The sequence below is a fragment of the Burkholderia sp. 10_S31 genome (genome assembly GCF_056930375.1).
Genome location: NZ_JBXOWK010000001.1, coordinates 2,585,297 through 2,607,417, shown reverse-complemented (window position 1 = coordinate 2,607,417; position 22,121 = coordinate 2,585,297). Strand labels below are relative to the sequence as shown.

16 protein-coding genes and 4 pseudogenes are annotated in these 22,121 nt (G+C 62.3%); 16 read left to right on the top strand and 4 right to left on the bottom strand.

Annotated features, from left to right (window positions below; all coding sequences use genetic code 11):
- The first annotated feature begins 48 nt into the window (after positions 1 to 48).
- From AC1Z3W_RS11655 to AC1Z3W_RS11645, 3 genes are read left to right on the top strand one after another with little or no spacing between them, the layout of a single operon-like run.
- Positions 49 to 1,053 carry a substrate-binding domain-containing protein gene (locus tag AC1Z3W_RS11655; protein WP_057923904.1) on the top strand — a complete coding sequence of 335 codons (1,005 nt, stop codon included), beginning with the start codon at positions 49 to 51 and terminating at the stop codon, positions 1,051 to 1,053.
- Between the two features lie 57 nt (positions 1,054 to 1,110).
- On the top strand, positions 1,111 to 2,637 hold the full coding sequence (locus AC1Z3W_RS11650; protein WP_483507625.1) for a sugar ABC transporter ATP-binding protein: 1,527 nt from the start codon (positions 1,111 to 1,113) through the stop codon (positions 2,635 to 2,637).
- A 20-nt stretch (positions 2,638 to 2,657) separates the two neighbouring features.
- On the top strand, positions 2,658 to 3,713 hold the full coding sequence (locus tag AC1Z3W_RS11645; protein WP_483507624.1) for an ABC transporter permease: 1,056 nt from the start codon (positions 2,658 to 2,660) through the stop codon (positions 3,711 to 3,713).
- A 31-nt stretch (positions 3,714 to 3,744) separates the two neighbouring features.
- Here AC1Z3W_RS11645 and AC1Z3W_RS11640 read toward each other — a convergent pair whose 3' ends face one another.
- Positions 3,745 to 4,476, bottom strand: coding sequence for a DeoR family transcriptional regulator (locus tag AC1Z3W_RS11640; protein ID WP_057923903.1), 732 nt, complete (start codon positions 4,474 to 4,476; stop codon positions 3,745 to 3,747).
- 237 nt (positions 4,477 to 4,713) lie between these two features.
- Between AC1Z3W_RS11640 and AC1Z3W_RS11635 the strand changes: the two genes are divergently transcribed.
- Together AC1Z3W_RS11635 and AC1Z3W_RS11630 are read left to right on the top strand one after the other, a co-directional pair.
- On the top strand, positions 4,714 to 6,258 hold the full coding sequence (locus AC1Z3W_RS11635) for an FGGY-family carbohydrate kinase (protein WP_057923902.1): 1,545 nt from the start codon (positions 4,714 to 4,716) through the stop codon (positions 6,256 to 6,258).
- 7 nt (positions 6,259 to 6,265) lie between these two features.
- Positions 6,266 to 6,353 (top strand): annotated as a pseudogene (locus tag AC1Z3W_RS11630) (SDR family oxidoreductase); the annotation flags it as partial.
- Positions 6,354 to 6,455: 102 nt separating this feature from the next.
- On the opposite strand, the gene AC1Z3W_RS11625 reads toward AC1Z3W_RS11630, so the two are convergent.
- Both AC1Z3W_RS11625 and AC1Z3W_RS11620 read right to left on the bottom strand, forming a co-directional pair.
- Positions 6,456 to 7,373 carry a LysR family transcriptional regulator gene (locus AC1Z3W_RS11625; protein ID WP_057923901.1) on the bottom strand — a complete coding sequence of 306 codons (918 nt, stop codon included), beginning with the start codon at positions 7,371 to 7,373 and terminating at the stop codon, positions 6,456 to 6,458.
- Positions 7,374 to 7,425: 52 nt separating this feature from the next.
- Positions 7,426 to 7,740, bottom strand: a pseudogene (locus AC1Z3W_RS11620) (xanthine dehydrogenase family protein molybdopterin-binding subunit); the annotation flags it as partial.
- Between the two features lie 516 nt (positions 7,741 to 8,256).
- Here AC1Z3W_RS11620 and AC1Z3W_RS11615 point away from each other — a divergent pair.
- The 11 genes and pseudogenes from AC1Z3W_RS11615 to AC1Z3W_RS11565 all read left to right on the top strand — a co-directional run bounded on the left by AC1Z3W_RS11615 (position 8,257) and on the right by AC1Z3W_RS11565 (position 21,763).
- Complete coding sequence (locus AC1Z3W_RS11615) at positions 8,257 to 11,082, top strand: 2-oxoglutarate dehydrogenase E1 component (RefSeq protein WP_483507853.1); 2,826 nt, start codon at positions 8,257 to 8,259, stop codon at positions 11,080 to 11,082.
- Positions 11,083 to 11,201: 119 nt separating this feature from the next.
- A complete protein-coding gene (locus AC1Z3W_RS11610) occupies positions 11,202 to 12,143 on the top strand; it encodes a LysR family transcriptional regulator (RefSeq protein ID WP_483507623.1) in 942 nt (313 codons plus the stop codon).
- A 151-nt stretch (positions 12,144 to 12,294) separates the two neighbouring features.
- Complete coding sequence (locus AC1Z3W_RS11605; RefSeq protein ID WP_063791525.1) at positions 12,295 to 12,732, top strand: MarR family winged helix-turn-helix transcriptional regulator; 438 nt, start codon at positions 12,295 to 12,297, stop codon at positions 12,730 to 12,732.
- 86 nt (positions 12,733 to 12,818) lie between these two features.
- Positions 12,819 to 14,381, top strand: a complete 1,563-nt coding sequence (locus tag AC1Z3W_RS11600; RefSeq protein WP_057923897.1) for a DHA2 family efflux MFS transporter permease subunit — start codon at positions 12,819 to 12,821, stop codon at positions 14,379 to 14,381.
- Between the two features lie 109 nt (positions 14,382 to 14,490).
- Positions 14,491 to 14,928 carry a MarR family winged helix-turn-helix transcriptional regulator gene (locus AC1Z3W_RS11595; protein WP_057923896.1) on the top strand — a complete coding sequence of 146 codons (438 nt, stop codon included), beginning with the start codon at positions 14,491 to 14,493 and terminating at the stop codon, positions 14,926 to 14,928.
- A 53-nt stretch (positions 14,929 to 14,981) separates the two neighbouring features.
- The gene (locus AC1Z3W_RS11590; protein ID WP_175825350.1) at positions 14,982 to 16,487 is read left to right on the top strand and encodes an efflux transporter outer membrane subunit; all 1,506 of its coding nucleotides are present in this window, start codon (positions 14,982 to 14,984) and stop codon (positions 16,485 to 16,487) included.
- 34 nt (positions 16,488 to 16,521) lie between these two features.
- Positions 16,522 to 17,817 (top strand): HlyD/EmrA/EmrK family protein, encoded by a 1,296-nt coding sequence (locus AC1Z3W_RS11585; protein ID WP_057923894.1) that lies wholly within the window; start codon positions 16,522 to 16,524, stop codon positions 17,815 to 17,817.
- 350 nt (positions 17,818 to 18,167) lie between these two features.
- A complete protein-coding gene (locus AC1Z3W_RS11580; RefSeq protein WP_124832807.1) occupies positions 18,168 to 18,368 on the top strand; it encodes a copper chaperone in 201 nt (66 codons plus the stop codon).
- Between the two features lie 61 nt (positions 18,369 to 18,429).
- Positions 18,430 to 18,689: pseudogene (locus AC1Z3W_RS11575) on the top strand (integrase core domain-containing protein); the annotation flags it as partial.
- A 272-nt stretch (positions 18,690 to 18,961) separates the two neighbouring features.
- A complete protein-coding gene (locus tag AC1Z3W_RS11570; protein ID WP_483507622.1) occupies positions 18,962 to 20,554 on the top strand; it encodes a hybrid sensor histidine kinase/response regulator in 1,593 nt (530 codons plus the stop codon).
- Between the two features lie 27 nt (positions 20,555 to 20,581).
- Positions 20,582 to 21,763, top strand: coding sequence for an adenylate/guanylate cyclase domain-containing protein (locus tag AC1Z3W_RS11565; protein WP_057923891.1), 1,182 nt, complete (start codon positions 20,582 to 20,584; stop codon positions 21,761 to 21,763).
- On the opposite strand, the pseudogene AC1Z3W_RS11560 reads toward AC1Z3W_RS11565, so the two are convergent.
- Positions 21,762 to 22,059 (bottom strand): annotated as a pseudogene (locus AC1Z3W_RS11560) (response regulator); the annotation flags it as partial. The gene AC1Z3W_RS11565 and the pseudogene AC1Z3W_RS11560 sit on opposite strands and share 2 nt — an antisense overlap.
- Positions 22,060 to 22,121: the final 62 nt, after the last annotated feature.

Sequence of the window (22,121 nt, the reverse complement as noted above, 5' to 3'; positions counted from 1 at the left end):
AACCCTGCTTTCATGTGCAGCACATTCAAACGACACAGGAGACATCGCATGAAATTGAATCGACTTGTAATCGCCGTCGCAGGTGCCGCCGTGGCGGCGGGCGCGATCCTTACGGCGCAAGCCGCGACTGACGAGACGATCGTCACGGTCGTCAAGGTGACCGGCATCAACTGGTTTAACCGGATGAACGAAGGCGTGAAGGAGTTCGGCAAGGAAAATCCGACCGTCAACGTGTATCAGACGGGGCCCGGTCGCGCGGACGCCGCTCAGCAACTGAAGATCGTCGAAGACCTGATTGCCAAGAAGGTCTCGGCGATCGCCGTTGTGCCGTTCGATCCGCCGACGCTCGAACCCGCGTTGAAGAAGGCGATGGATCGCGGCATCAAGGTCGTCACGCATGAAGCGGACAACGAGAAGAACACGATGGTTGACATCGAAGCGTTCGACAATACCGCGTACGGCGCGGGTCTGAACGAACGTCTGGCGAGCTGCATGGGGCGCAAGGGCAAGTGGGCAGTGCTGGTGGGTTCGCTCGGCAGCCGTTCGCAGGTGCAGTGGGCCGACGGCGGCATCGGCAATGCGAAGCAGAAGTACCCGAAGATGGACCTCGTCGAGCCGAAACTCGAAACCAATAACGACGGCGAACAGGCGTACAAGGTCGCGAAGGAAGTCCTGCGTAAGCATCCGGACCTGAACGGCTTCCAGGGCTCATCGTCGCTGGATGTGATCGGCATTGGCCGTGCGGTCGAAGAGGCGGGCAAGATCGGCAAGATCTGCGTGTACGGCACGGGCCTGCCGACCGAGGCCGGAAAATTCCTTGAAAGCGGCGCAATCAACGGCATCGCGTTCTGGGATCCGAAGCTCGCCGGCATCGCAATGAACAAGGTCGCGCAGATGCTCGTCGCCGGCAAAACGGTGGAGAACGGCGCGGACCTGGGCATCGTCGGCTATAACAAGGTGACCGTCAGCAAGGGACCGGGCAAGGGCATCATCGTGCGCGGGGCGGGCTGGGTCGACGTCGACAAGACGAACTACAAGCAGTATCCGTTCTGATGTGCGGCGGCGTGCGCCGACCACCGGCGCACGCCGCCTTCAACATTGCAGGTGAACATGAGTCAGGCACCGCTTCTCGAAGTCGTCGATATCCATAAGCGCTTCACCGGCGTGTATGCGCTGCGCGGCGTGAATCTGCAGTTCGAGCGCGGGCAGATCTACCATCTGCTCGGCGAGAACGGTTGCGGCAAGAGCACGCTGATCAAGATCATCTCGGGCGCGCAGCCGCCCGACCAGGGCGAACTGGTGATCGAAGGCACGCGGCATGCGCGCCTGTCGCCTTTGGAGGCGCTGGCAGCGGGCGTCGAGACGGTCTATCAGGACCTGTCGCTGCTGCCCAACATGAGCGTCGCGGAGAACGTTGGTTTGACGGTCGAACTTGCCGAGCATAACGGCCGGCTTGCGCGGACCTTTGATCGCAAGGTGCTCGCCAAGACGGCAGCCCGCGCGCTCGCAGCGGTCGGTCTGCGGGGCGACGCCGAGTTCCAGCGTACATTGATCGAACAGTTGCCGCTCGCGACACGCCAGCTGGTCGCGATCGCGCGCGCGATCGCAAGCGAAGCGCGCTTCGTGATCATGGACGAGCCGACCACGTCGTTGACACAAAAGGAAGTCGATAACCTGATCGCGGTGCTCGCGAAGCTGCGCGCGGAGGGAGTCGCCGTGCTGTTCGTGAGCCACAAGCTCGACGAATGCTTTGCGATCGGCGGCGAGGTGATCGTGCTGCGCGACGGCCAGAAGATGGCTCAAGGCCCGATCGCCAACTTCACGAAAGCACAGATCAGCGAACTGATGACGGGCAAGCATCTGTCGACCGAGCGGTATCGCCAGGTCGCCGGTGCCGAAGCGCACGACGTGATACTCGATGTCAGGGCGCTCGGCCGCCGCAACCAGTTTGCCGATGTGTCGTTCTCGCTGTATCGCGGCGAGATCCTCGGCGTGACCGGCCTGCTCGACTCGGGCCGCAACGAACTGGCACGGGCGCTGGCAGGCGTGAGTCCTGCTGACACCGGCTCGGTGACGCTCGATGGCGACCTCGTCCGGCTGCGCACGCCATCCGATGCAAAGGTGCAGCGCATCGGCTATGTACCGGAGGATCGCCTCAACGAAGGTCTGTTTCTCGACAAGCCGATCCGCGATAACGTGATCACCGCGATGATCTCGACATTGCGCGACCGCTTCGCGCAGATCGACCGGCGCCGCGCGCGGGAACTGGCTGAGCGGACGGTAAGGGATCTTCAGATCGCGACGCCCGACATTGACAAGCCTGTGCAGTCGCTGTCCGGCGGCAACCAGCAGCGCGTGCTGATTGGCCGCTGGCTCGCGATTGATCCGCGCGTGCTGATTCTGCACGGACCGACGGTCGGCGTCGACGTTGGGTCGAAGGACATCATTTACCGGATCATGCAGCGCTTGTCGGAGCAGGGTATCGGCATCATTCTGATCAGCGACGACCTGCCCGAGTTGCTACAGAACTGCGACCGCATCCTGATGATGAAGAAAGGTCGCGTTGCGGCCGAATATCGTGCCGATGAACTCGACGAGGTCGGTCTGTATCACGCACTTCTTTCCGAGGCGGCCTGACCCACGTGAACAGCAATCTCATGAACGAATCCTTGCAATCCGCTCCGCATCCCGAGACGGCCGCCGCAGTTGAGGCAAGTGCGCCTGGCTTGCGCAAGCTCGACATGCGCGCGAGTCTGATGCGCAACCCCGAATGGTTCACCGTCGCGCTGATCGTGCTGACGTGTCTGATCGTCGGAGCGATCAATCCGCGCTTCTTCCAGTACGCGACGCTCTTCGACCTGCTGCATTCGGCGACCACCATGTCGATCTTCGCGATGGGCACGCTCGTGGTGCTCGCGTCGGGCGGCATCGATGTGTCGTTCACCGCGATTGCGGCGCTGACTATGTATTCGCTGACGAAGGCCGTTTTCGCGTGGTGGCCCGATGCGCCGTTCATGCTGATCATGCTTGCCGGTGCGGTGGGCGGCACGCTGCTCGGCGTCGTGAACGGGATGCTGGTGCATCGGCTGAAGGCACCTTCACTGATCGTCACGATCGGCACCCAGTACCTGTTTCGCGGCGTGTTGCTGACATTCGTCGGCACGCAGTTCTTCATGAACATTCCGCATAGCATGGATCGTTTCGGCCAGTTGCCGCTGTTCTTCTACACGACCGCCGATGGGCTCCGCGCGGTGCTGCCGGTGTCGGTCGTCGCATTGGTCGTGACAGCGGTGCTGACGTGGTGGCTACTCAATCGCACGATGATGGGGCGCGGTGTGTATGCGATCGGCGGCAGTTTGCCAATCGCCGAACGGCTCGGCTACAACGCGCGGGCGATCCAACTGTTCGTGTTCGGCTATACCGGGATGCTCGCGGGCGTGGCCGGCATTCTGCATGTGTCGACGAACCGGCTCGCGAATCCGTTCGATCTGGTGGGCACCGAGCTCGATGTGATTGCTGCCGTGATTCTGGGCGGCGCGCGCATCACCGGCGGCACGGGGACCGTGATGGGCACGTTGCTCGGCGTCGCGCTCGTGACGCTGATCAATAGCGTGCTGATCCTGATCGGCGTGCCGAGCACTTGGCAGAAGGCCATTATCGGCGCCTTCATTCTCATTGCCGGGACGTTGTTCGCGCTCGGGCGGCGGAACTGACAGTCAGAGACGAACCGCGCGCGGCTTCAGGTCAGCCTGCTTGCCGCTCGCGCACCGTTTGCCCGAACTCGGTCATGATCGAATCGAACTCGTCGAGCCGGGAAAATCGTACCGCCTTGACCTTGCCGATCTTGCTCTGATCGACCACCAGGTGACGTTCGACGGCGCTCGCCATCGCCGCCTGTTTGATCGCCACCTCGTGAAAATTCCAGCAAGTCACGCCGCGTGCTTCGTCGACGCCGCCGGCCGATAGAAACGCCTTGTTGATCCCCATTCGCCGCAACGTCTCGACGCTCTCGTCGCTCGCAAACGAGTCCGACGACGGCATGTACTCTCCGCCCAGCAAAATCATTCGCACGTTCGGTTTGCGCCGTAAGACTTCTGCGACGTTCAGCGAATAGCACACCACCGTTAGACGCATATCTGCGGGGATCAGGCGTGCGAGTGCGACAAGCGTCGTCCCACAATCGATAAAGATGGTTTCGTCGTTCGCGAGCAGGCTCGCGGCAACAGCGGACGCTTCGGCCTTCGCTTGCGCGAAGTGGTCTTTTTCGTGTTCGATGGTGTAGCCCGAGGCGTTGGGTACGTCACTCGCGCTGACGATATAGCCTCCCAGATAGGTGAACTGACCTGGCGTCGCGGCGATGTCGCGTCGCACGGTCATCTCGGATACCTGAAGCAACGTGGCGGCGTCGCGTAGATGCAGGACACCTTGCGTTTTCAAGGTGTCGGCAAGCAGGCGCAAGCGATCGATTTTGGCCATCTGGCGGGAGCGTGCGGGCCGCCAGAGAAAGGCTCGCCCGAACGTTAGAATAGAGTCATAAGATGAGAGAATTATAACAACGCGTGTCAATAGCAGGCATCTCGATGCTCAAATATTTCGCTGATCGAGTATTACAGCCGTCGTAAAACGGCCTAAGGATTCCTGGGGCGGTTTGGTATTCATGAAGCCGTGCGCCGGAGCGTTCCGACACCAAAAGCGGCACCTTATGGAGACTCTATGGACTACGTCATCGGCGTCGATATCGGCACGCAGAGCACGAAAGCGTTGCTGGTCGATCAGTACGGCGCGATCGTCGCGCAGCATGCGTCGAGCTATCAGCCGGATACGCCCAGGCCGCTATGGGCCGAGCAGTGGCCGGCGGTCTGGTTGAACGCGGTGGTGGAGTGCATCGCTGCGTGCGTCGGGAAGGCAAAGGAGGCGGGCATCGCGGCAAAGTCGATCAAGGCGGTGTGTGTGAGTAGTCTCTATGGAGGCTCCGGCATTCCAGTCGATCGCGACATGCGGCCGCTCTATCCGTGTCTGATCTGGATGGACCGGCGTGCGACCGATCAGGTCGAATGGGTACGCAACCACGTCGATCTCGAACGCCTCTACATGATCACCGGCAACGGCGTGGACAGCTATTACGGCTATACGAAGATGTTGTGGCTGCGCGAACACGAGCCGGATGTGTGGGCGCATACGCGTTACTTCCTGCCACCCAACGCGTACGTGATCTACATGCTGACCGGCGAAGTCGCTGTCGACCACAGTTCGGCGGGCAATATTGGCGGCATCTACGACATTGCCAGGCGCGACTGGTCCAACGAAGCACTCGATATGCTCGGCATTCCCGCCACGATGTTTCCGGAACGACTGGTGGCGTCGTCGGACGTGGTGGGCGGATTGCTATCGCAGTGGACAGAACAGCTTGCACTGGAAGCGGGTACGGCCATCGTCGCCGGTGGCGTCGATGCGGCGGTGGCGACGTTTGCCGCAGGCGTTACGCGCGCGGGGCAGCACGTCGCGATGATCGGCACCAGCATGTGCTGGGGGTATATCAATCAGCGCGTGGATGCGCGGCATGGCTTGATCAGCATGCCGCATGTGTTCAACGGCGAGCGCGATATCTATGTGTTCGGCGGCGCGATTACGGCGGGCGCTTCGGTCACGTGGTATCGCGAGCAGTTTTGCCAGGCGGAGACTGAAGCGGCACGCGCGACGCCGCATGGTGATCCGCATCGTTTGCTCGAAGAAGCCGCTTCGGTGATTCCGCCAGGTGCCGACGGCGTGATGTTTTTGCCGTATTTGATGGGCGAACGCAGTCCGGTGTGGGATGCCAGGGCGAGCGGTGCGTTTGTCGGCTTGAGCCTGTTTCACACGCGTGCGCATTTGTATCGAGCGGTACTCGAGGGCGTGTCGTTTGCATTGAAGCACAACATCGAAGCGGGGCGCAAAGGCGCGCAATCGCTGGACGAAAAATTGATTGTGGTCGGCGGCGCCGCGCATTCGGATTTGTGGATGCAGATCATTGCCGACATTACGGGCTATCCGGTTTATACAATCGAGCAGGAGGTGGAAGCGGCGATGGGGGCGGCGTTGCTCGCAGCGGTTGGGATCGGATTGATTTCGCGTGAAGAGGCGCAGGACGGATGGGTGACGTTGACCGCCCGCGCGCAACCAGACGCCGCGCGGATGGTTCTCTATGAGCAGCGCTTTGGCGTTTATACCGATCTGTATCCGGCTTTGAAGCCGATCATGCATCGGTTACAACCGGCGTGAGCGCGAGATGAAGACTATTTTCGATTTTTCTGACCGATCGATTCTTGTCACGGGTGCATCGAGCGGGATTGGACGGGCCACCGTCACCGTACTAAACGCGGGGAGCGGGTCAATCACTCTCCAAGGCGCCACGGTTTCCCGCGATGAACCTTTTTTGTCCCGAAATGAAGATACGTGCTGTGCGTGTCCGCCGCCGCTCAGCATCGCTTGCCCTGAAGTGTCGGGATTTGCGCGTATACGCTGGCGAGCCAGTCGACGAAGAGCTTCAGCTTGGCCGGTATGTGCCGATTCGGCGGATACAGCACGGAGATCGGCCGCGGCGGCGGGTTGAACTTGGGCAGTACCTCCTGCAACGCGCCGGATTTCAGATACGGCTCGACGAAAAACAGCGTGGTCTTGATCAATCCGAGGCCCGCGAGTCCGCATGCGATGTAGGTATCCGCCTCGTTGACCGCGACCGTGCCGCGCATCTGCACGATGTGCGTGTCGCCGTCGACGACGAAATCCCAGCTCCGCGGCCGGCCGGTGTCGGCCGACACGTGGCTGACCGCGATGTGTTGGGTCAGGTCGTCGATCGTTTCCGGGACGCCGAATCGTTCGAGATACGACGGCGACGCGCACGTGCAGGTCGTGAGACTGCCGATGCGCTTCGCGATCATCCCGGAGTCGTCGAGCGCGCCGACCCGCACGACACAGTCGACACCCTCGCCGACGAGGTCGATCTGGCGATCGGTCACGCCGAGCTCCACCGTGATGTCCGGATGGGCGACGAGAAAGGCGGGCAGTGCGGGAACCACGATCCGCTTGGCCATCGCAGATGGCAGGTTCACCTTCAGGCGGCCGCGTGGCGCATTGCGCGAGTGAGACATCGACGCCTCCATCTCGTCGATCTCGCGCAGCACCGCGACACAGCGTTCGTAGTAGGCCTGCCCATCCTCGGTCAGCGACAGCCTGCGGGTCGTGCGGTTCAACAGCCGACAGCCGAGATGCTGTTCCAGCGTACGCAGCAGCGCGGACACGCGCGGTGTCGTCAGACCTGATGTGTCCGCCGCGCGCGTGAGGCTGCCCGTTTCAACGATGCGTGTAAACATGCGCATCGAAAGCAGTGTGTCCATGAGTGGCGGATCCCCTCGCGGCGAATCGTCGGCACCGGAGCGCGCCGGTGCGTCAGTGAGTTTTCATGCATCGAGGCGTCTTGGCGTCGATGTGTTTCATGAGTTCGTCACCGGCGAACGGCATGTCGCGCATGTGCTGGCCAGTCGCACGGAAGATTGCGTTGGCGAGTGCGCCGGCAGTCGGCCCCATCGATACGCCGGCCGCGCCGAGGAACGGCGCGCCGGGACGATTGATCAGGTGGACTCTCGGGCCGTGCGGCGGCACCGAGAAGCGCAGGATCGGATAACTGCTCCAGTCGAAGCTGCGAATCCTCTGCGTGTCGTACTACAGCGCCTCGTACAGCGTCCAGCTCGCTGCCTGAATGATAGCGCAGCCCTCTTGCACGCCGCTGATAACCAGTCAAGACAGGTGCTGGTACAAGGCGCTTTCAACGCCATATTTCGTGTTCAGCCATTGCTCGACCTCGGGGCTCGCGGTCATGTCCCTGATCTCTCGCAGAAACGGGATTAAACGAACGACGAGTTCATCTGCAATGCTTGTGAATTTCCGGTGATCTTGGCGCGATGTCCGGAAATGAATGCTGAATGTCCCGAAACTGTCGTAGCTAACGCGTCAGTGAAAACCCGCAGAACCTAAACTGTCCTTACCAGCGGTCAGGAGACGGCTGGTCCTGGCGGGCACGGGAACCCGGTGGCTTGAGTCACGGGGTCTTGCACGAATTGACGCGAACTGGGTGGCACGAGCTCTTGCCTCCTTTCGGATGTGGATCTTTGTCTTCGTGTGCCTGTGAATGCATTGGCTCGGCCAAGGCGGGAGCGGGTGCTGCCTTGGATACATTCGTGGCAGATATCGGGCGTGAGCCTGACTGAGGACAAAGTCATCATGACGATGCGGAACCGGAGTACCTCCTTCCTGTTCGGAGGCAATGCTTCTTATGTCGAGGAGCAATACGAGGCGTACCTCGCAGACCCAAACACGGTGTCGGCCGAGTGGCGCGATTATTTCGACGCGTTGCAGGGCGTCCCGGCGGCTGACGGATCGGGTGCCGGCGATGTTGCGCACGCACCCGTCGTGTCTCGTTTCGTCGAGTTGGCCAAGAAGGCGCGCACTGGCGGACGTTCGGAAAGCGAGGTACTCGGTTTTGCCCGGAAGCAGGTCGCCGTGCAGGCCTTGATTTCGGCCTATCGCATGGTAGGCACCCGCAATGCGCATCTGGACCCGCTGCGCTGGACGGCGCCGGTGCCCGTGCCCGAATTGAACCCGACTTACTACGATCTGTCCCAGGCGGACCTGAACACGACGTTCAGCATGTCGGGCACGCATTTCCCGGACGAAGACGCGACGCTCGGCGATCTGGTGCAGGCGCTGACGAAGACATATTGCGGCACGCTGGGCGCCGAGTTCATGCATCTGGCCGATCCGGAGCAGCGCGACTGGTGGCCCATGCGTCTCGAGTCGTCGCGTTCGAGCGCGAGCCTGGATAACGGTGACAAGCTGCACATCCTCGAGCGGCTGACGGCCGCCGAAGGCCTCGAGAAATACCTGCATGCGCGCTATGTCGGTCAGAAGCGCTTTTCGCTCGAGGGGGGCGAGTCGCTCATCGTCCTGCTGGATGAACTGGTTGCATATGGCGCGACGAGGGGCGTCAAGAGCTCGATTCTCGGCATGGCGCACCGTGGACGCCTGAACGTTCTCGTCAATATCGTCGGGAAGCCGCCAGCTGCGCTGTTCGACGAGTTCGAGGGAAAAACCGCGAATCTTCTTCCGGCGGGCGACGTCAAGTATCACAAGGGCTTTACCGGCCTGCTCCCGACGGCAACCGGGCCGGCGGAGGTCACGCTCGCATTCAATCCGTCGCACCTGGAAATCGTGAACCCGGTTGTCCAGGGAATCGCGCGTGCGCGCGCCGAAGTATTGGGGCAAGGTGCGAGTGCGGTCCTGCCGGTGGAGATTCACGGCGACGCCGCGATTTCGGGGCAGGGCATCGTCATGGAGACGATGAACCTGTCGAATACCCGGGGCTACGGCACGGGCGGCACGATACATGTGGTGGTGAACAACCAGGTTGGCTTTACCACTTCGGACCCGCGAGATGTCCGGTCGTCGTTCTATTGCACCGACATTGCCAAGATGATCGAGGCGCCGATCCTGCACGTCAATGGCGACGACCCCGAGGCGGTCGTTGCCGCAACACGCCTGGCAATCGATTTTCGTGCGACGTTCGGCAAGAGCGTCGTGATCGAGCTGGTTTGCTTCCGCCGCCATGGCCACCAGGAACAGGACACGCCGAACATCACGCAACCGTTGATGTATCGCTCCATCGCGAGCCACCCGGGTGCCCGCGCGCTCTATGCAAGGAAATTGGTGGACGAGCGGATTCTGACGGCGGAAGACGTGGAGAAGTATGTCCATGACTACCGTGAGCGTCTCGACGCCGCGCAAACCGCTGAAGAGAGGAAGCCGGCCGATCAAAAGAATGAAGAAGTGAGCTGGCCGCAACTGCTCGATGGAAACGTCGGCCGTATCTATTACGCGCCGCCCTTGCCGGATCTCGTTCATCGACTCGCACACAACATCACGCGCATTCCCGAGCAGGTCTCGCTGCATCCGCTGGTGGGAAAAGTGATGACTGCGCGTCGCGAGATGGCGGAAGGCAAGCGTCTGCTGGATTGGGGGATGGCCGAGCATCTGGCCTTTGCCTCGCTTCTCGCCGCTGGCATTGACGTGCGTTTGAGTGGGCAGGACAGTGAACGTGGCACGTTCAGCCATCGTCACGCGGTGCTCCATGATCAGAAGCGGTCGATTCGGGCGGAAGGCACGTACGTCCCGTTGCATCATGTGTCGGAAGACCAAGGACGATTTTCGGTCACCAACTCGGTTCTGTCGGAGGCTGCGGTTCTGGGTTTCGAGTACGGATACTCGATTGTTCGACAGAACTCGCTCGTATTGTGGGAGGCACAGTTCGGCGACTTCGCGAACGGCGCGCAAGTCGTGATCGACAACTTTCTGTCAGCGGGCGCTGCAAAGTGGGGGCAACATAGCGGCCTAACGATGCTGCTTCCGCACGGTCAGGAGGGGGAGGGGCCGGAGCACGCGTCCGCGCGTCTCGAGCGCTATTTGCAACTGTGTGCACAGAACAACATGCGGGTGGTTCAGCCTACGACACCGGCCCAGATCTTCCACCTGCTGCGGATGCAGGCCGTGCTGCACGATCGCGTTCCGCTGGTCGTGATGACGCCCAAGTCGCTTCTGCGCCATCCGGAGGCCGTCAGCAGCCTGGACGATCTCGCCCAAGGCCGATTCAACGAGATTCTGGCGGAATCGCCTACGGTCGAAGCGGCGTCCAGGGTCGACCGGGTCATCCTGTGTTCGGGCAAGGTCTATTACGAACTTCTGGAGCGCCGGCGCAAGGCGCAAAAGGACAATATCGCGTTGATCCGCGTTGAACAGTTGTATCCGTTCCCCGCCACGCAGATCCGTTCGGTGCTGAAGCACTATCCGAATCTGAAGTGTGTTGTCTGGTGTCAGGAAGAGTCGAAAAACCAGGGTTCGTGGAATTTTGTGCTGGAACAGCTGCTGGACATCGTGAAGGCGCCTGTCACGTTGCGCTATATCGGACCCGAGGCAACGGCATCGACCGCACCCGGTTACAAGTCGATGCACATCGCGCGCCAGGAGAAGTTCCTGCACGCGGCGATTGACGAGTAAGGACGCAGCCGGGGCGAGTCGGAGGCGATGTGCGCGCCACCGACTGTTCCCCATGCCGGGTCGTTGTCGAGGACCGGATAAAATCGGGCGCAGGGTGATTTCATTTGAGGGAAGCGTCGATGGACACGCTGCAAATGATGCGGATCTTTGTCGGCATTGCGGAAGAGGGCAGCTTCACCGGCGCCGCTCGGCGCCAGGACATCACCACCGCCTATGCATCGAGATCGATCGCGCAGTTGGAGACGCACTTGCGCACACGCCTGCTCCAGCGCAGCACACGTCGCATCGCGCTGACCGAGGCGGGGCAGCGATATCTGGAGCGATGCGAGCGGATTCTCGCGTACATCGACGAGGCCGAAGCGGAGGCCGCGGATGCGCAGGCCCGGCCGTCCGGCAAGCTGCATGTGCACGCGACGACGGGTTTCGGCCAGACGTACGTCGTGCCGGCGGTCGTGCGCTACCGGGAACGCAATCCTTCGGTATCCGTCGAGTTGACGTTGTCGCATCATGTGCCCGATCTGCTCGATGAGGGTTACGACGTGTCATTTCAATTGAGTTCGTCGGATCTGCCCGACTCGGGCCTCGTGTCGCATCGGCTCGGCACCGTACACAGCGTGCTGTGCGCGGCGCCGGCCTACCTGAGCGCGCACGGCACGCCGAGCACGGTGCCGGAGCTCGACGGGCACGCGTGCCTGCAGATCGTCACGTCCGTGTTTCCGCGCGATCACTGGCATCTGGACGGCCCCAATGGTCGGGAAACGTTCAAGCTGCCGCCGGCGGACTTCCAGGTCAACGTGCCGGATGCGCTCGGCGCTGCGTTGCGGGATGGCATCGGCATCGGTGCGCTCCCGTTGTCAACGGCGTTGCCGGCGCTTCGCAGCGGCGCGCTGGTGCGCGTCTTGCCCGAATATCAGTTACAGACGCTGACCGCCTACGTGCTGTACGCGTCGCGCCAATACCTCGACGCGAAGATCAGGACGTTCGTCGATTTCCTCCGGGAATACGTTCCGGAAGCGCTGGATGCCGACAAGGCGGCGCTGTGCGAGTCCGGCCGGGCGTGACCCGGCCCTCGGAAAGGCCGAAACCGGAAAGGAAATCCCGTCGGCGTTCCTTCCGGGGCAGCATCGGCACGACTGCTTCGCGCCCCTCAAAAAATTCTTGCACATATCTGCAATGTCAGATATGTTACATGTCAGAAAATGGAGGTGGCCGATGACCGAGCTGGTCAACGAACTATCCGAGCGAACCCAGCCTTTCCTCATCGCCCTCGGCAAGGCCTGCAACAGGGTGACTGCGGCACTGGACGCGGGGCTCGCGGAAGTCGGAGTCGATGCGCGGCAACTGGGCATTCTGCTGACGCTGGCGTACGACAATGCGCGGTCGCCGGCCGCGCTGGCGAAGTTGGTTGGCGTCGACCCCGGCCGCATGACCCGGTTGCTGGACGTGCTGAAAAGTCGCGGCCTGGTGGAACGCGCCCGCAGCGACAAGGATCGACGCGTGGTCGACGTTTCGTTGACGCAAGAAGGGTGGGAAACCATCGCCCGAAGCGCGCAAGTCATCCCCGAGATACGGAGACGGCGGCTCGCGCACTTTACGCAATCCGACTTCGATGCATTGAGCAGGCTCGTTTGCAAATTGCTCGAAGGCTGACGCGAAATTTTTTATCCAAATATCTGACATATCAGATATTTTCCGCCCCATGACAGGCAGTTCGATTTCAGACTAAAGGATGCAACATGAATTCGTCGCCCCAACCTCGTGTGCCGGCGCCGCTGACCGGCGTCAGGTTCGCACTCGGCACGTTCGCCGTGGCGCTCGCCACTTTCATGAACGTGCTGGATTCGTCGATCGCGAACGTCGCGATTCCGACGCTCTCCGGCAACCTCGGCGTGTCGATCGACGAAGGGACGTGGGTCATTACGCTGTTCGCCGCGGCCAACGCGGTGTCGATTCCGCTGACCGGGTGGCTCACGCAGCGGGTGGGGCAAGTGAAGCTGTTCGTTTGGGCGATTCTGCTGTTCGTGCTGTCGTCCGCGGCGTGCGGGCTTGCGCCGAACCTGTTCGTGCTGCTCGCCGCGCGGATCGTGCAAGGCGCGGTGGCGGGGCCGCTGGTGCCGCTGTCGCAGGCGCTGCTGCTGGCGTCCTTTCCAAAGGACAAGAGCTCGAGCGCGCTGTCGCTGTGGGCGATGACCGCGACGGTTGGGCCGATCGCCGGGCCGGCGCTGGGCGGCTGGATCACCGACAGCTACAGCTGGTCGTGGATCTTCTACATCAACGTGCCGGTCGGCCTGTTCGCCGCCGGCACGGTCTGGGCGATCTACCGTGATCGCGATACGCCCGCGCGCAAGCTTCCGATCGACAAGGTGGGGCTGATCTCGCTGATCGCATGGGTCGCGTCGCTGCAGATCATGCTCGACAAGGGCAAGGACCTCGACTGGTTCAATTCGCCGGTGATCTGGGCGCTGACCATCATGGCGGCAATCAGCTTCGTGTTCTTCCTGATCTGGGAGTTTACCGAGGCAAAGCCGATCGTCGACCTGCGACTTTTCGCCGGGCGCAACTTTCTCGGCGGCACGGTCGCGATATCGGTCGCTTACGCGATCTTCTTCGCGAACCTGGTGATCCTGCCGCAGTGGATCCAGGGCTTTCTCGGCTACCGCGCGGTGGATGCGGGGCTCGTGACGGCGCCGCTGGGCATCTTCGCGGTGATCCTGGCTCCCGTGATGGGCAAGATCATGCCGCGCTCCGATATGCGGGTGCTCGCCACGCTGGCCTTCGTTGGCTTCGCGGGCGTGTTTTTCATGCGCTCGAACTATACGACCGGCGTCGACGCGTGGACGCTGGTGCTGCCGACGTTGCTGCAAGGCATTCCCACCGCGCTCTTCTTCACGCCGCTCACGGGCATCATCCTGTCGGGGCTTCCGCCCGAGAAGATTCCGGCGGCGGCCGGCCTGTCCAACTTCGTGCGCATTTTCGCCGGCGCGGTCGGGACGTCGCTGTTGAGCACCGGCTGGAACGACCGGACGATCCTCCATCATGCGCGGCTCGCCGAGCAAACGGACGTGGGCAACCCGACCTACGTTGCCGGTATCGCCAATCTGCAGACGGTGCTCGGCGCCGGTACCGCCAAGGCGACAGCCTTCTTCGAAGCGTCGCTCAACGCACAAGCGACCATGCTGGGCCTGAACGACATCTTCTGGATATCGGGCGTGATCTTTGTCGTGATCGTCCCGCTGATCTGGGTGACCAAGCCGGGCAAGGGCGCTGGCGCGGGCGCCGCGGGTGCCGGCGGCCACTGACCGACGCGAATCCGGGCAACGCGACACACCGGGCGTGGCATTCGGAAATCCATCTTGACAAACTCTGACATTGCAGTTATTGTCAATATCAATCACATAGGACGGCACCATGGACCATTACACGATCAAAAGCTTCACGCTCACGCATAGTGTCGGATTCATGCTGAGCAAGGCGCGCAACCTGATCGTTGCCGAAATGGACGCGGCGCTCAAGGACCTCGACATCACCAGCCAGCAAATGGGCATTCTGCTGTCGATGCGCAGCGGCATGGCCGCCACGCCGTTCGAGCTGTCGAAGCTGCTCGGGATCGACACGGGCCTGATGACGCGCATGCTGGACAAGCTGGAAGCGAAGGGACTGCTGGAACGTTCCCGCGACGCGGACGACCGCCGCGTGGTCAATCTCACGTTGACGGAGAAGGGCGAGGAAGTCGCGGCCCGGATTCCGGAAGTCGCGCCGCATGTGTTGAACGCCCGGCTGCGCAACTTCACGAAGGCCGAGTTCGCAGAGCTGTCTCGTTTGCTTCACAAGTTCATCGGCGAGTGAGCGCGGCGGGCGTGCCCGCCTTTTTTTGAATCATTAATCTGACAGGTCAGAAAATGAAATCGCAGATAAATGGATCCAACCTCGGCGCCCGCGCATTGAAACTGGGCGTGTCGGCGATCTTCGTGGCGGTACTGTCGGCATGTGCAAACTATGCGGGCATCCATAGCGACAAGCGGATCGTGGCGCCGCAACAGCTCGATACGGCCCGCAGCCTGCCGGCCGAGCAAGGCCGCTGGCCGGCTGCCGACTGGGCCGACCAGTTCGGCGATGCGCAACTGAAGACGCTGATCGCCGAGGCACTGCGTGGCAGTCCGACGATCGAACAGGCTCGTGCGCGGGTGGCCCAGGCGCAGGCCTTCGCCGAAGCGTCGAACGCGAGCACACTGCCGCGCGTCGATGCGAGCTACTCGCTGACGCGCCAGCAGTACAGCAGCACGGCGATGGTCCCGCCGCCGTATGCCGGTTCCTGGCGGACCGAGAACAAGGGCCTGCTGAGCGCGTCGTACGACCTCGACCTGTGGGGCAAGAACCGCGAAGCCCTGAGGGCGGCCGTGTCGCAGGCGCAAGCGAGCAAGGCGGACGTTGAATTCGTCACGCTCACGTTGAACACCGCCATCGCGCGTACCTACAACCAGCTGGCCCGCCTTTACGTGCTGCGCGACATCGCGCAACAGGAAGTCGCGCGCCGCGAGCAGATCGATCGCATCACGGCCGGCCGTATCGCGACCGGCCTCGATACGGAGGTGGAGCGCAAGACCGCGCAGGCGAATCTTGCAACGAGCCGCGCCCGTGTCACCGCACTCGACGGCAGCATTCTGACCACGCGCTACCAGTTGGCTGCGCTGCTCGGCGCAGGACCGGATCGCGGCCTTGCGATCGAGCGGCCGGCGCTCGGCATTGGCAACGACGTGCGGCTGCCGGACAACCTGCCGGCTGACCTGGTGAGCCGTCGTCCGGACCTCGTCGCCGCGCGCTGGCGTGTCGACGCGATGACGCACCAGGTCAAGGAGGCGAAGGCGGAGTTCTATCCGGACATCAACCTGAGCGCCGCGATCGGCCTCGACGCGTTCGGCTTTGGCCGTTTCCTGAGCGCAGCAAGCCGCACGGCGTCGGCTGGACCGGCGATCCACCTGCCGATCTTCGATGCAGGCGCACTGCGCGCGCAACTGAAAGGGCGCTATGCCGAGTTCGACTACGCGGTGGCCACCTACAACCAAACGCTGGTTGGCGCGCTGAGCGACGTTGCGACGCAGCTCGCGCAGATCCGCTCGAGCGACGCGCAACTCGTCGATGCAAACGCGGCACGGCAGGCCGCGCAGGACGCCGATCGGCTGGCGATCACGCAGTACAAGGCCGGCCTGACCAACCAGTTGACCGTGCTCAGTGCCGATGTCACGGCGCTGAATGCTGACGAAGCCGTTGCGAACCTGAAGATGAACCGCCGCGACCAGCAGATTGCACTCGCGTCGGCGCTCGGCGGCGGCTACGTCGACACGTCGGCCGATACCGTCAGTGCGGATGCTGCCGCATCCACCCATCCCGTCGTCGCCGCGCGTTGAACGGCACGTTCACTTACCGGCAAGGAGATTTGACATGAGCGATACCCTCACGCCCGACCACGAAACGGTTGACCGCGGCGGCGCAAGCAACCGCGGCGCGCAAGCCGATCCGGCCGGCCAGGACGCCGGCGCGACGCCTCCGGGCAAGCGCAAGCGCCTGCTTGCCCTCCTGGCGGCGGTCGTCACGGTAACGGGGGCTGCGTATGCGGCCTACTATTTCACCGTCGGCCGCTATTACCAGGCGACCGACGATGCGTACGTGAGCGGCAACCTGGTGCAACTGACGCCGCAAGTCACCGGAACGGTGGTCGCCGTCAATGCGGACGACACGCAGATCGTGAAGGCAGGCGACCCGGTCGTCACGCTCGATCCGGCCGATGCGAAGATCGCGCTGGTGAATGCCGAGGCGGCCCTTGGCCAGACCGTGCGCCGCGTGAGCAGCCTGTATGTGAACAACGATTTCTATGCGGCGAATGTGGCGCAACGCGAGTCGGATCTCGCTCGCGCCAACGATGATCTGCGGCGGCGCGAGGCCGTTGCGGGCACGGGCGCCGTTTCCGCTGAAGATATCGCCCACGCTCGCGATGCCGTCAAGGCTGCCCAGGCCGCACGCGATGCGGCGCGCCAGCAAGCCGGCGCGAATCACGCGCTGACCGACCGCACGACCGTCGGACAGCATCCTGACGTGCAGGCGGCGGCGTCGAAAGTCAGGGATGCCTATCTCGCTTACGCGCGCAATACGTTGCCGGCACCGGTGACGGGCTATGTAGCGAAACGGTCGGTCCAGGTCGGCCAACGTGTGTCGCCCGGCACGCCGCTGATGGCGATCGTGCCGCTCGACGGCGTATGGGTCGATGCGAACTTCAAGGAAGTGCAGCTCACGCGGATGCGGATCGGCCAGCCGGTCACGCTGACGGCCGATGTGTACGGTTCGAGCATCAAGTATCACGGCAGGATCGAGGGGTTCTCTGCCGGCACCGGCGGCGCGTTTGCCACGTTGCCGGCGCAAAACGCGACGGGCAACTGGATCAAGGTCGTGCAGCGTCTTCCGGTACGCATCCAGCTGGATTCACGCGAGCTCGCAGCGCATCCGCTGCGAATCGGGCTGTCGATGGTGGTCGATGCCGATACGCACGACGATTCCGGCACGCAGCTTGGTGCCGCCGTGAAAACGACTTATCGCACCGGCGTGTTCGAGCAGTATGGTGCACAAGCCGATGCCGAGATCACGAAGATCATCGAGCAGAACGAAATGGATTCGCTCGCGATCGGTGCAAAGCAGGCAGCGACGCGTGGTGCGTCGCGTGATCGCGCGAGCCATGCGGGTTGAGCAGGGAATGAAGCAAACCGATCCATGGCGGGGCGGTTCCGAACATGGTGTCGAGTCGGTTTGTATCGATCCGGCGTGGGCTGGCTGTACGAACGGAAGCAGGGTTACACCCATGAAGATCACGACATGAAAGTTGGCATCGTTGTATTCGAAGGTGCGCCTTGGTTACGCGCTGTAAAAAGTGAATTGAGCCTAGCCAGGTTGGTGACACCGAGGTTTGATCTTATAGTTTTTCCGACAGATTCATTCGGCGGTGGGTGTGCAGCCGGACGGTAGGCACATCGTCGCATGGCGCCTACGAGCCGAGAGGAACTGCTTTGTTGGAACGTTGTTGACTGGAGAGGTGAAAAGTGAAGTTCTCGATGAAAACTGAAATCCACGCAGACGATCGTTCGACGATCGAGCATGCGATGAAGACCGTCGATGCCGACGCGAAAGTCGATGTTGACATTGGTGCGCAAACGGTGAGCGTCGACTCGTGGCTGATGCCTGAGGAGTTTCTTGTCGCCTTCTACGACGAGGAATACGACGTGACCATTGCCGAATGGTAGGCAGGATGGGATCTTGCCGCACCTGAGCGCGAAGCACTGCGGCGTCATGCCGTCCACACCGCGCCGGTCCGCAGCGGCCGTCGGCTTGAAGCCAATCGCCATGCCTGTGTACAGCACGCAAAGTAACGGGATGCCGAAAGCTGCGTGAAGACGATGAAGCGCGACTACGGCGCCTTCATGCCGAAGCCGGATGCCGCGATTGCGGCACGCAACTTGACCATCGCGTCCGCGCATTTCAACGAGAAGCATCCCCGTAGCGCGCTGAAATACCGCTCGCTTGCCGGGCTCCGGCGCTCGATGGATTCAGCAACCTTGGTGTGACGCTGTATCCGGAGCGACAGGGTTAACTCCACCGACGTCGACACGAAGTGAAGCAGCGGCTGGTGCCGCGCGCTCTTGCACACTGCCTCGTATTCGGCGCATTGTTGATGCTTGCGAGATGATGAGGGCCGCGATGCGACATCGTGCCCGGATGGACTCGCTGTCGATTGTCGTAAGACGACCGCTTCCGACCTTGGAAACGCCCAGACCCGTCCGCACGGGTTCCAGTGGCTTCGTCACGGTCGCTGCGGCGTCTGATTTGGGGTTGCATCATGAAACAACAGCCCGTATCGGCGAATCGCTCTTGTACGGAAATCGAAGTTGACGACATCGAGCGGCGTTTCAGGTCGTTTGCAGATGCGATACCCCATATCGTATGGACGGCCGGGCCAGATGGCTCAGTCGACTATGTTAACCGGCGGATCGAGATGTATACGGAGCTGGGGTTTGCTCAAGTGGAGGGGTGGAACTGGATGTCGACGATCCATCCGGATGACGTGGAATCCTCAATCGCGCACTGGGAGAACGCGATTGCGAGCGGTACTGAATACGAAAACGAAGTGCGCATATGGCGAATGTCCGATTGCACCTATCGATGGCACCTGGAACGTGCATCGCCGTTGAAAGATGCGAACGGCAATATCGTGAAGTGGGTGGGCACTGTCACCGACATCGAGGACCGCAAGCAAGCCCTGGCCGCGGCCGAGCGCGCTAACCGCGCGAAATCGGACTTCCTGTCCAGCATGAGCCACGAATTGCGCAGCCCGCTCAATGCGATCCTCGGGTTCGCTCAACTGATGGCGACCGATTCTCCACCGCCGACCTCGTCGCAACAGGCGAGCATCGACCAGATTCTGCGGGCAGGATGGCATCTGCTCGAACTGATCAACGACGTGCTCGATCTTGCGAAGATTGACGCCGGGCAAGTGGCAATCTCGCCCGAATCCGTATCGCTGGGCGACGTCCTGCGAGAGTGCGATTCGATGATTGTGACGCAGGCGCGGCAACGGGGTATTCGCGTGACCTTTCCGCAGGTCGAGACGCTATGCCATGTTCGCGCCGACCGCACGCGCGTCAAGCAAGTCCTGATCAATCTGTTGTCGAACGCGGTCAAGTACAACCGTCCGTCGGGCGCGGTCGACATCACCTGCAGCGCGCCCGTGCCGGGTCGGGTTCGCGTGAGCGTCAGTGACACGGGTCCGGGTTTGTCTCCGGAGCAGGTGGGTGGGCTCTTCCAGCCGTTCAACCGCCTGGGGCAGGAAGCCGGCGCCGAAGAGGGCACGGGCATTGGCCTGGTGGTCGCAAAGCGGCTGATGGAGTTGATGGGTGGCGGCATTGGTGTCGACAGTACGCCGGGAAAGGGCAGTGTCTTCTGGATCGAACTGGATTCGGCACTTGCGCCGGACATGGCGACGACACTTGCCGCACAGTCCGACACGCCGGCCGCGGGCGCGACTGGCAGCGATGTAGCCGGGGCGCCCGTGCATACCGTGCTGTATATCGAGGACAATTCGGCCAACCTGAAGCTTGTCGAGCAACTGATCGGGCGGCGCGCGGACCTGCGCATGATCGGTGCCGCGACGGGCCAGCTCGGCGTGGAACTGGCGCGCCGTGCGCAGCCGCGGGTGATCGTGATGGACATCAACCTTCCCGACATCAGCGGGATCGAAGCGCTCGAGCTGTTGCGCAAGTATCCCGAGACGGCGGACATTCCCGTCGTCGCGCTCAGTTCGAATGCGATGCCGCACGACGTCGAGCAAGGCCTGGAGGCGGGTTTCTTCCGCTATCTGATCAAGCCGATCAAGATCGCCCCCTTCATGCATGCGCTTGCTGAAGCCATTGCGCTCGCGACAGCGCGCAAATAGTGTGGACAGGTCGTCAGGGCCCGAACCATGATCGATTCGTCAACGATTCTCGACGCCCGGATTCTGGTCGTCGACGATCTGGAGGCCAATATCCTGCTTCTCGAGCAGATCCTGCGCCGGGCAGGATATGCACGCGTCGAATCGACGGTGGATGCATCCGCAGTCCATGAACTTCATCGCAGGCATCGTTACGATCTGATCCTGCTGGATTTGCAGATGCCGGGCACTGACGGTTTCCAGGTCATGGAAAGCCTGAAGTCGCTCGAGGCGGACAGCTATCTCCCGGTCATCGTGATCACTGCCCAGCCGGCTCACAAGCTGCGCGCGCTGCAGGTCGGCGCGAAAGACTTCATCAGCAAACCATTCGATCTGGCGGAAGTGCTGATGCGGGTTCACAACATGCTGGAGGTGCGGTTGCTGCACCGGGAATTGCGCAAGCGCGGTGACGCGCTCGAGCAGAAGGTGCGGGAAGTGGAGGCGAGCCATGCGCTGATTCGCCGCCAGAGCGGCGAACTGCAGAGCCTGTATGCGAAGGTCGTGGCGGAGCAGAAGGTGTCCGAGCGGCTGCTGCTCAATATGCTGCCCTTTCCGATCGCCGAGCGGCTGAAGGCGCATCTCGACGACATCGCGGGGAGTTTTCCGGAAGTGATCGCGGACCGCTTCGCCGACGTGTCGGTGCTGTTCGCGGATATCGTGGATTTCACCGGCTTCTCGGCCGGCATGCGTCCCGAGCAGCTCGTTGAAATGCTCAATGAGATCTTTACCGGCTTCGACATGATCGCCGACCACCGCGGTCTCGAGAAGATCAAGACGATTGGCGACGCGTACATGGCGGCCGCAGGCCTGCCCGTTCCTGCCGCGGACCACGCGATGCGGGCCGCGCACATGGCGCTCGACATGATCGATGCGCTGGCCCGTTTCAACGAGGTCAGACGCTGCAACCTGAAATTGCGAATCGGCATCAACAGCGGCGAGGTCGTGGCCGGCGTGATCGGCAAGCGCAAGTTCATCTACGACCTGTGGGGTGCGGCCGTCAATCTCGCGAGCAGGATGGAATCGCAGGGCGTCGCCGGGCGCGTGCAGGTAACGGATGCGACGCGTGCAATGCTGGATGAATCGTTCGTTTTCGAGGAGCGTGGCTTGATCGCGGCGAAAGGCATGGGCGAGTTCCGCACGTGGTTCCTGGTCGGGAGAACCGGCTTGTCGTGATGGAGTCGTCCGCACCGCAACGCAGCCCCCGCAGACGATCGATTTCGCGATCGAGCGCCGTGATGATGGCGATCGGCGTGTCGCTCCGGCGGCGCAGTTCGACGAGGACTTTCCAACCGCCTTTCTGCGGCATCCTGACGTCGAGCAGGATCAGGTCGGGCCCAAGCACGGGCTCCACGTCGAGTACGGCCTGGCCGTGCCCGACGCGGCAAGTGCGAAAACCGTCGTGCGCGAGGTAGGCGTCGAGTATTTCGGCGATCTCCGGATCGTCCGGCAATGCGTATCAAGGGATTCATCGGGTTTGCCGGAAGTGAGCGTGATCCGTCGGCGGACCGCCGGCACCGTACGGGCACCGGCG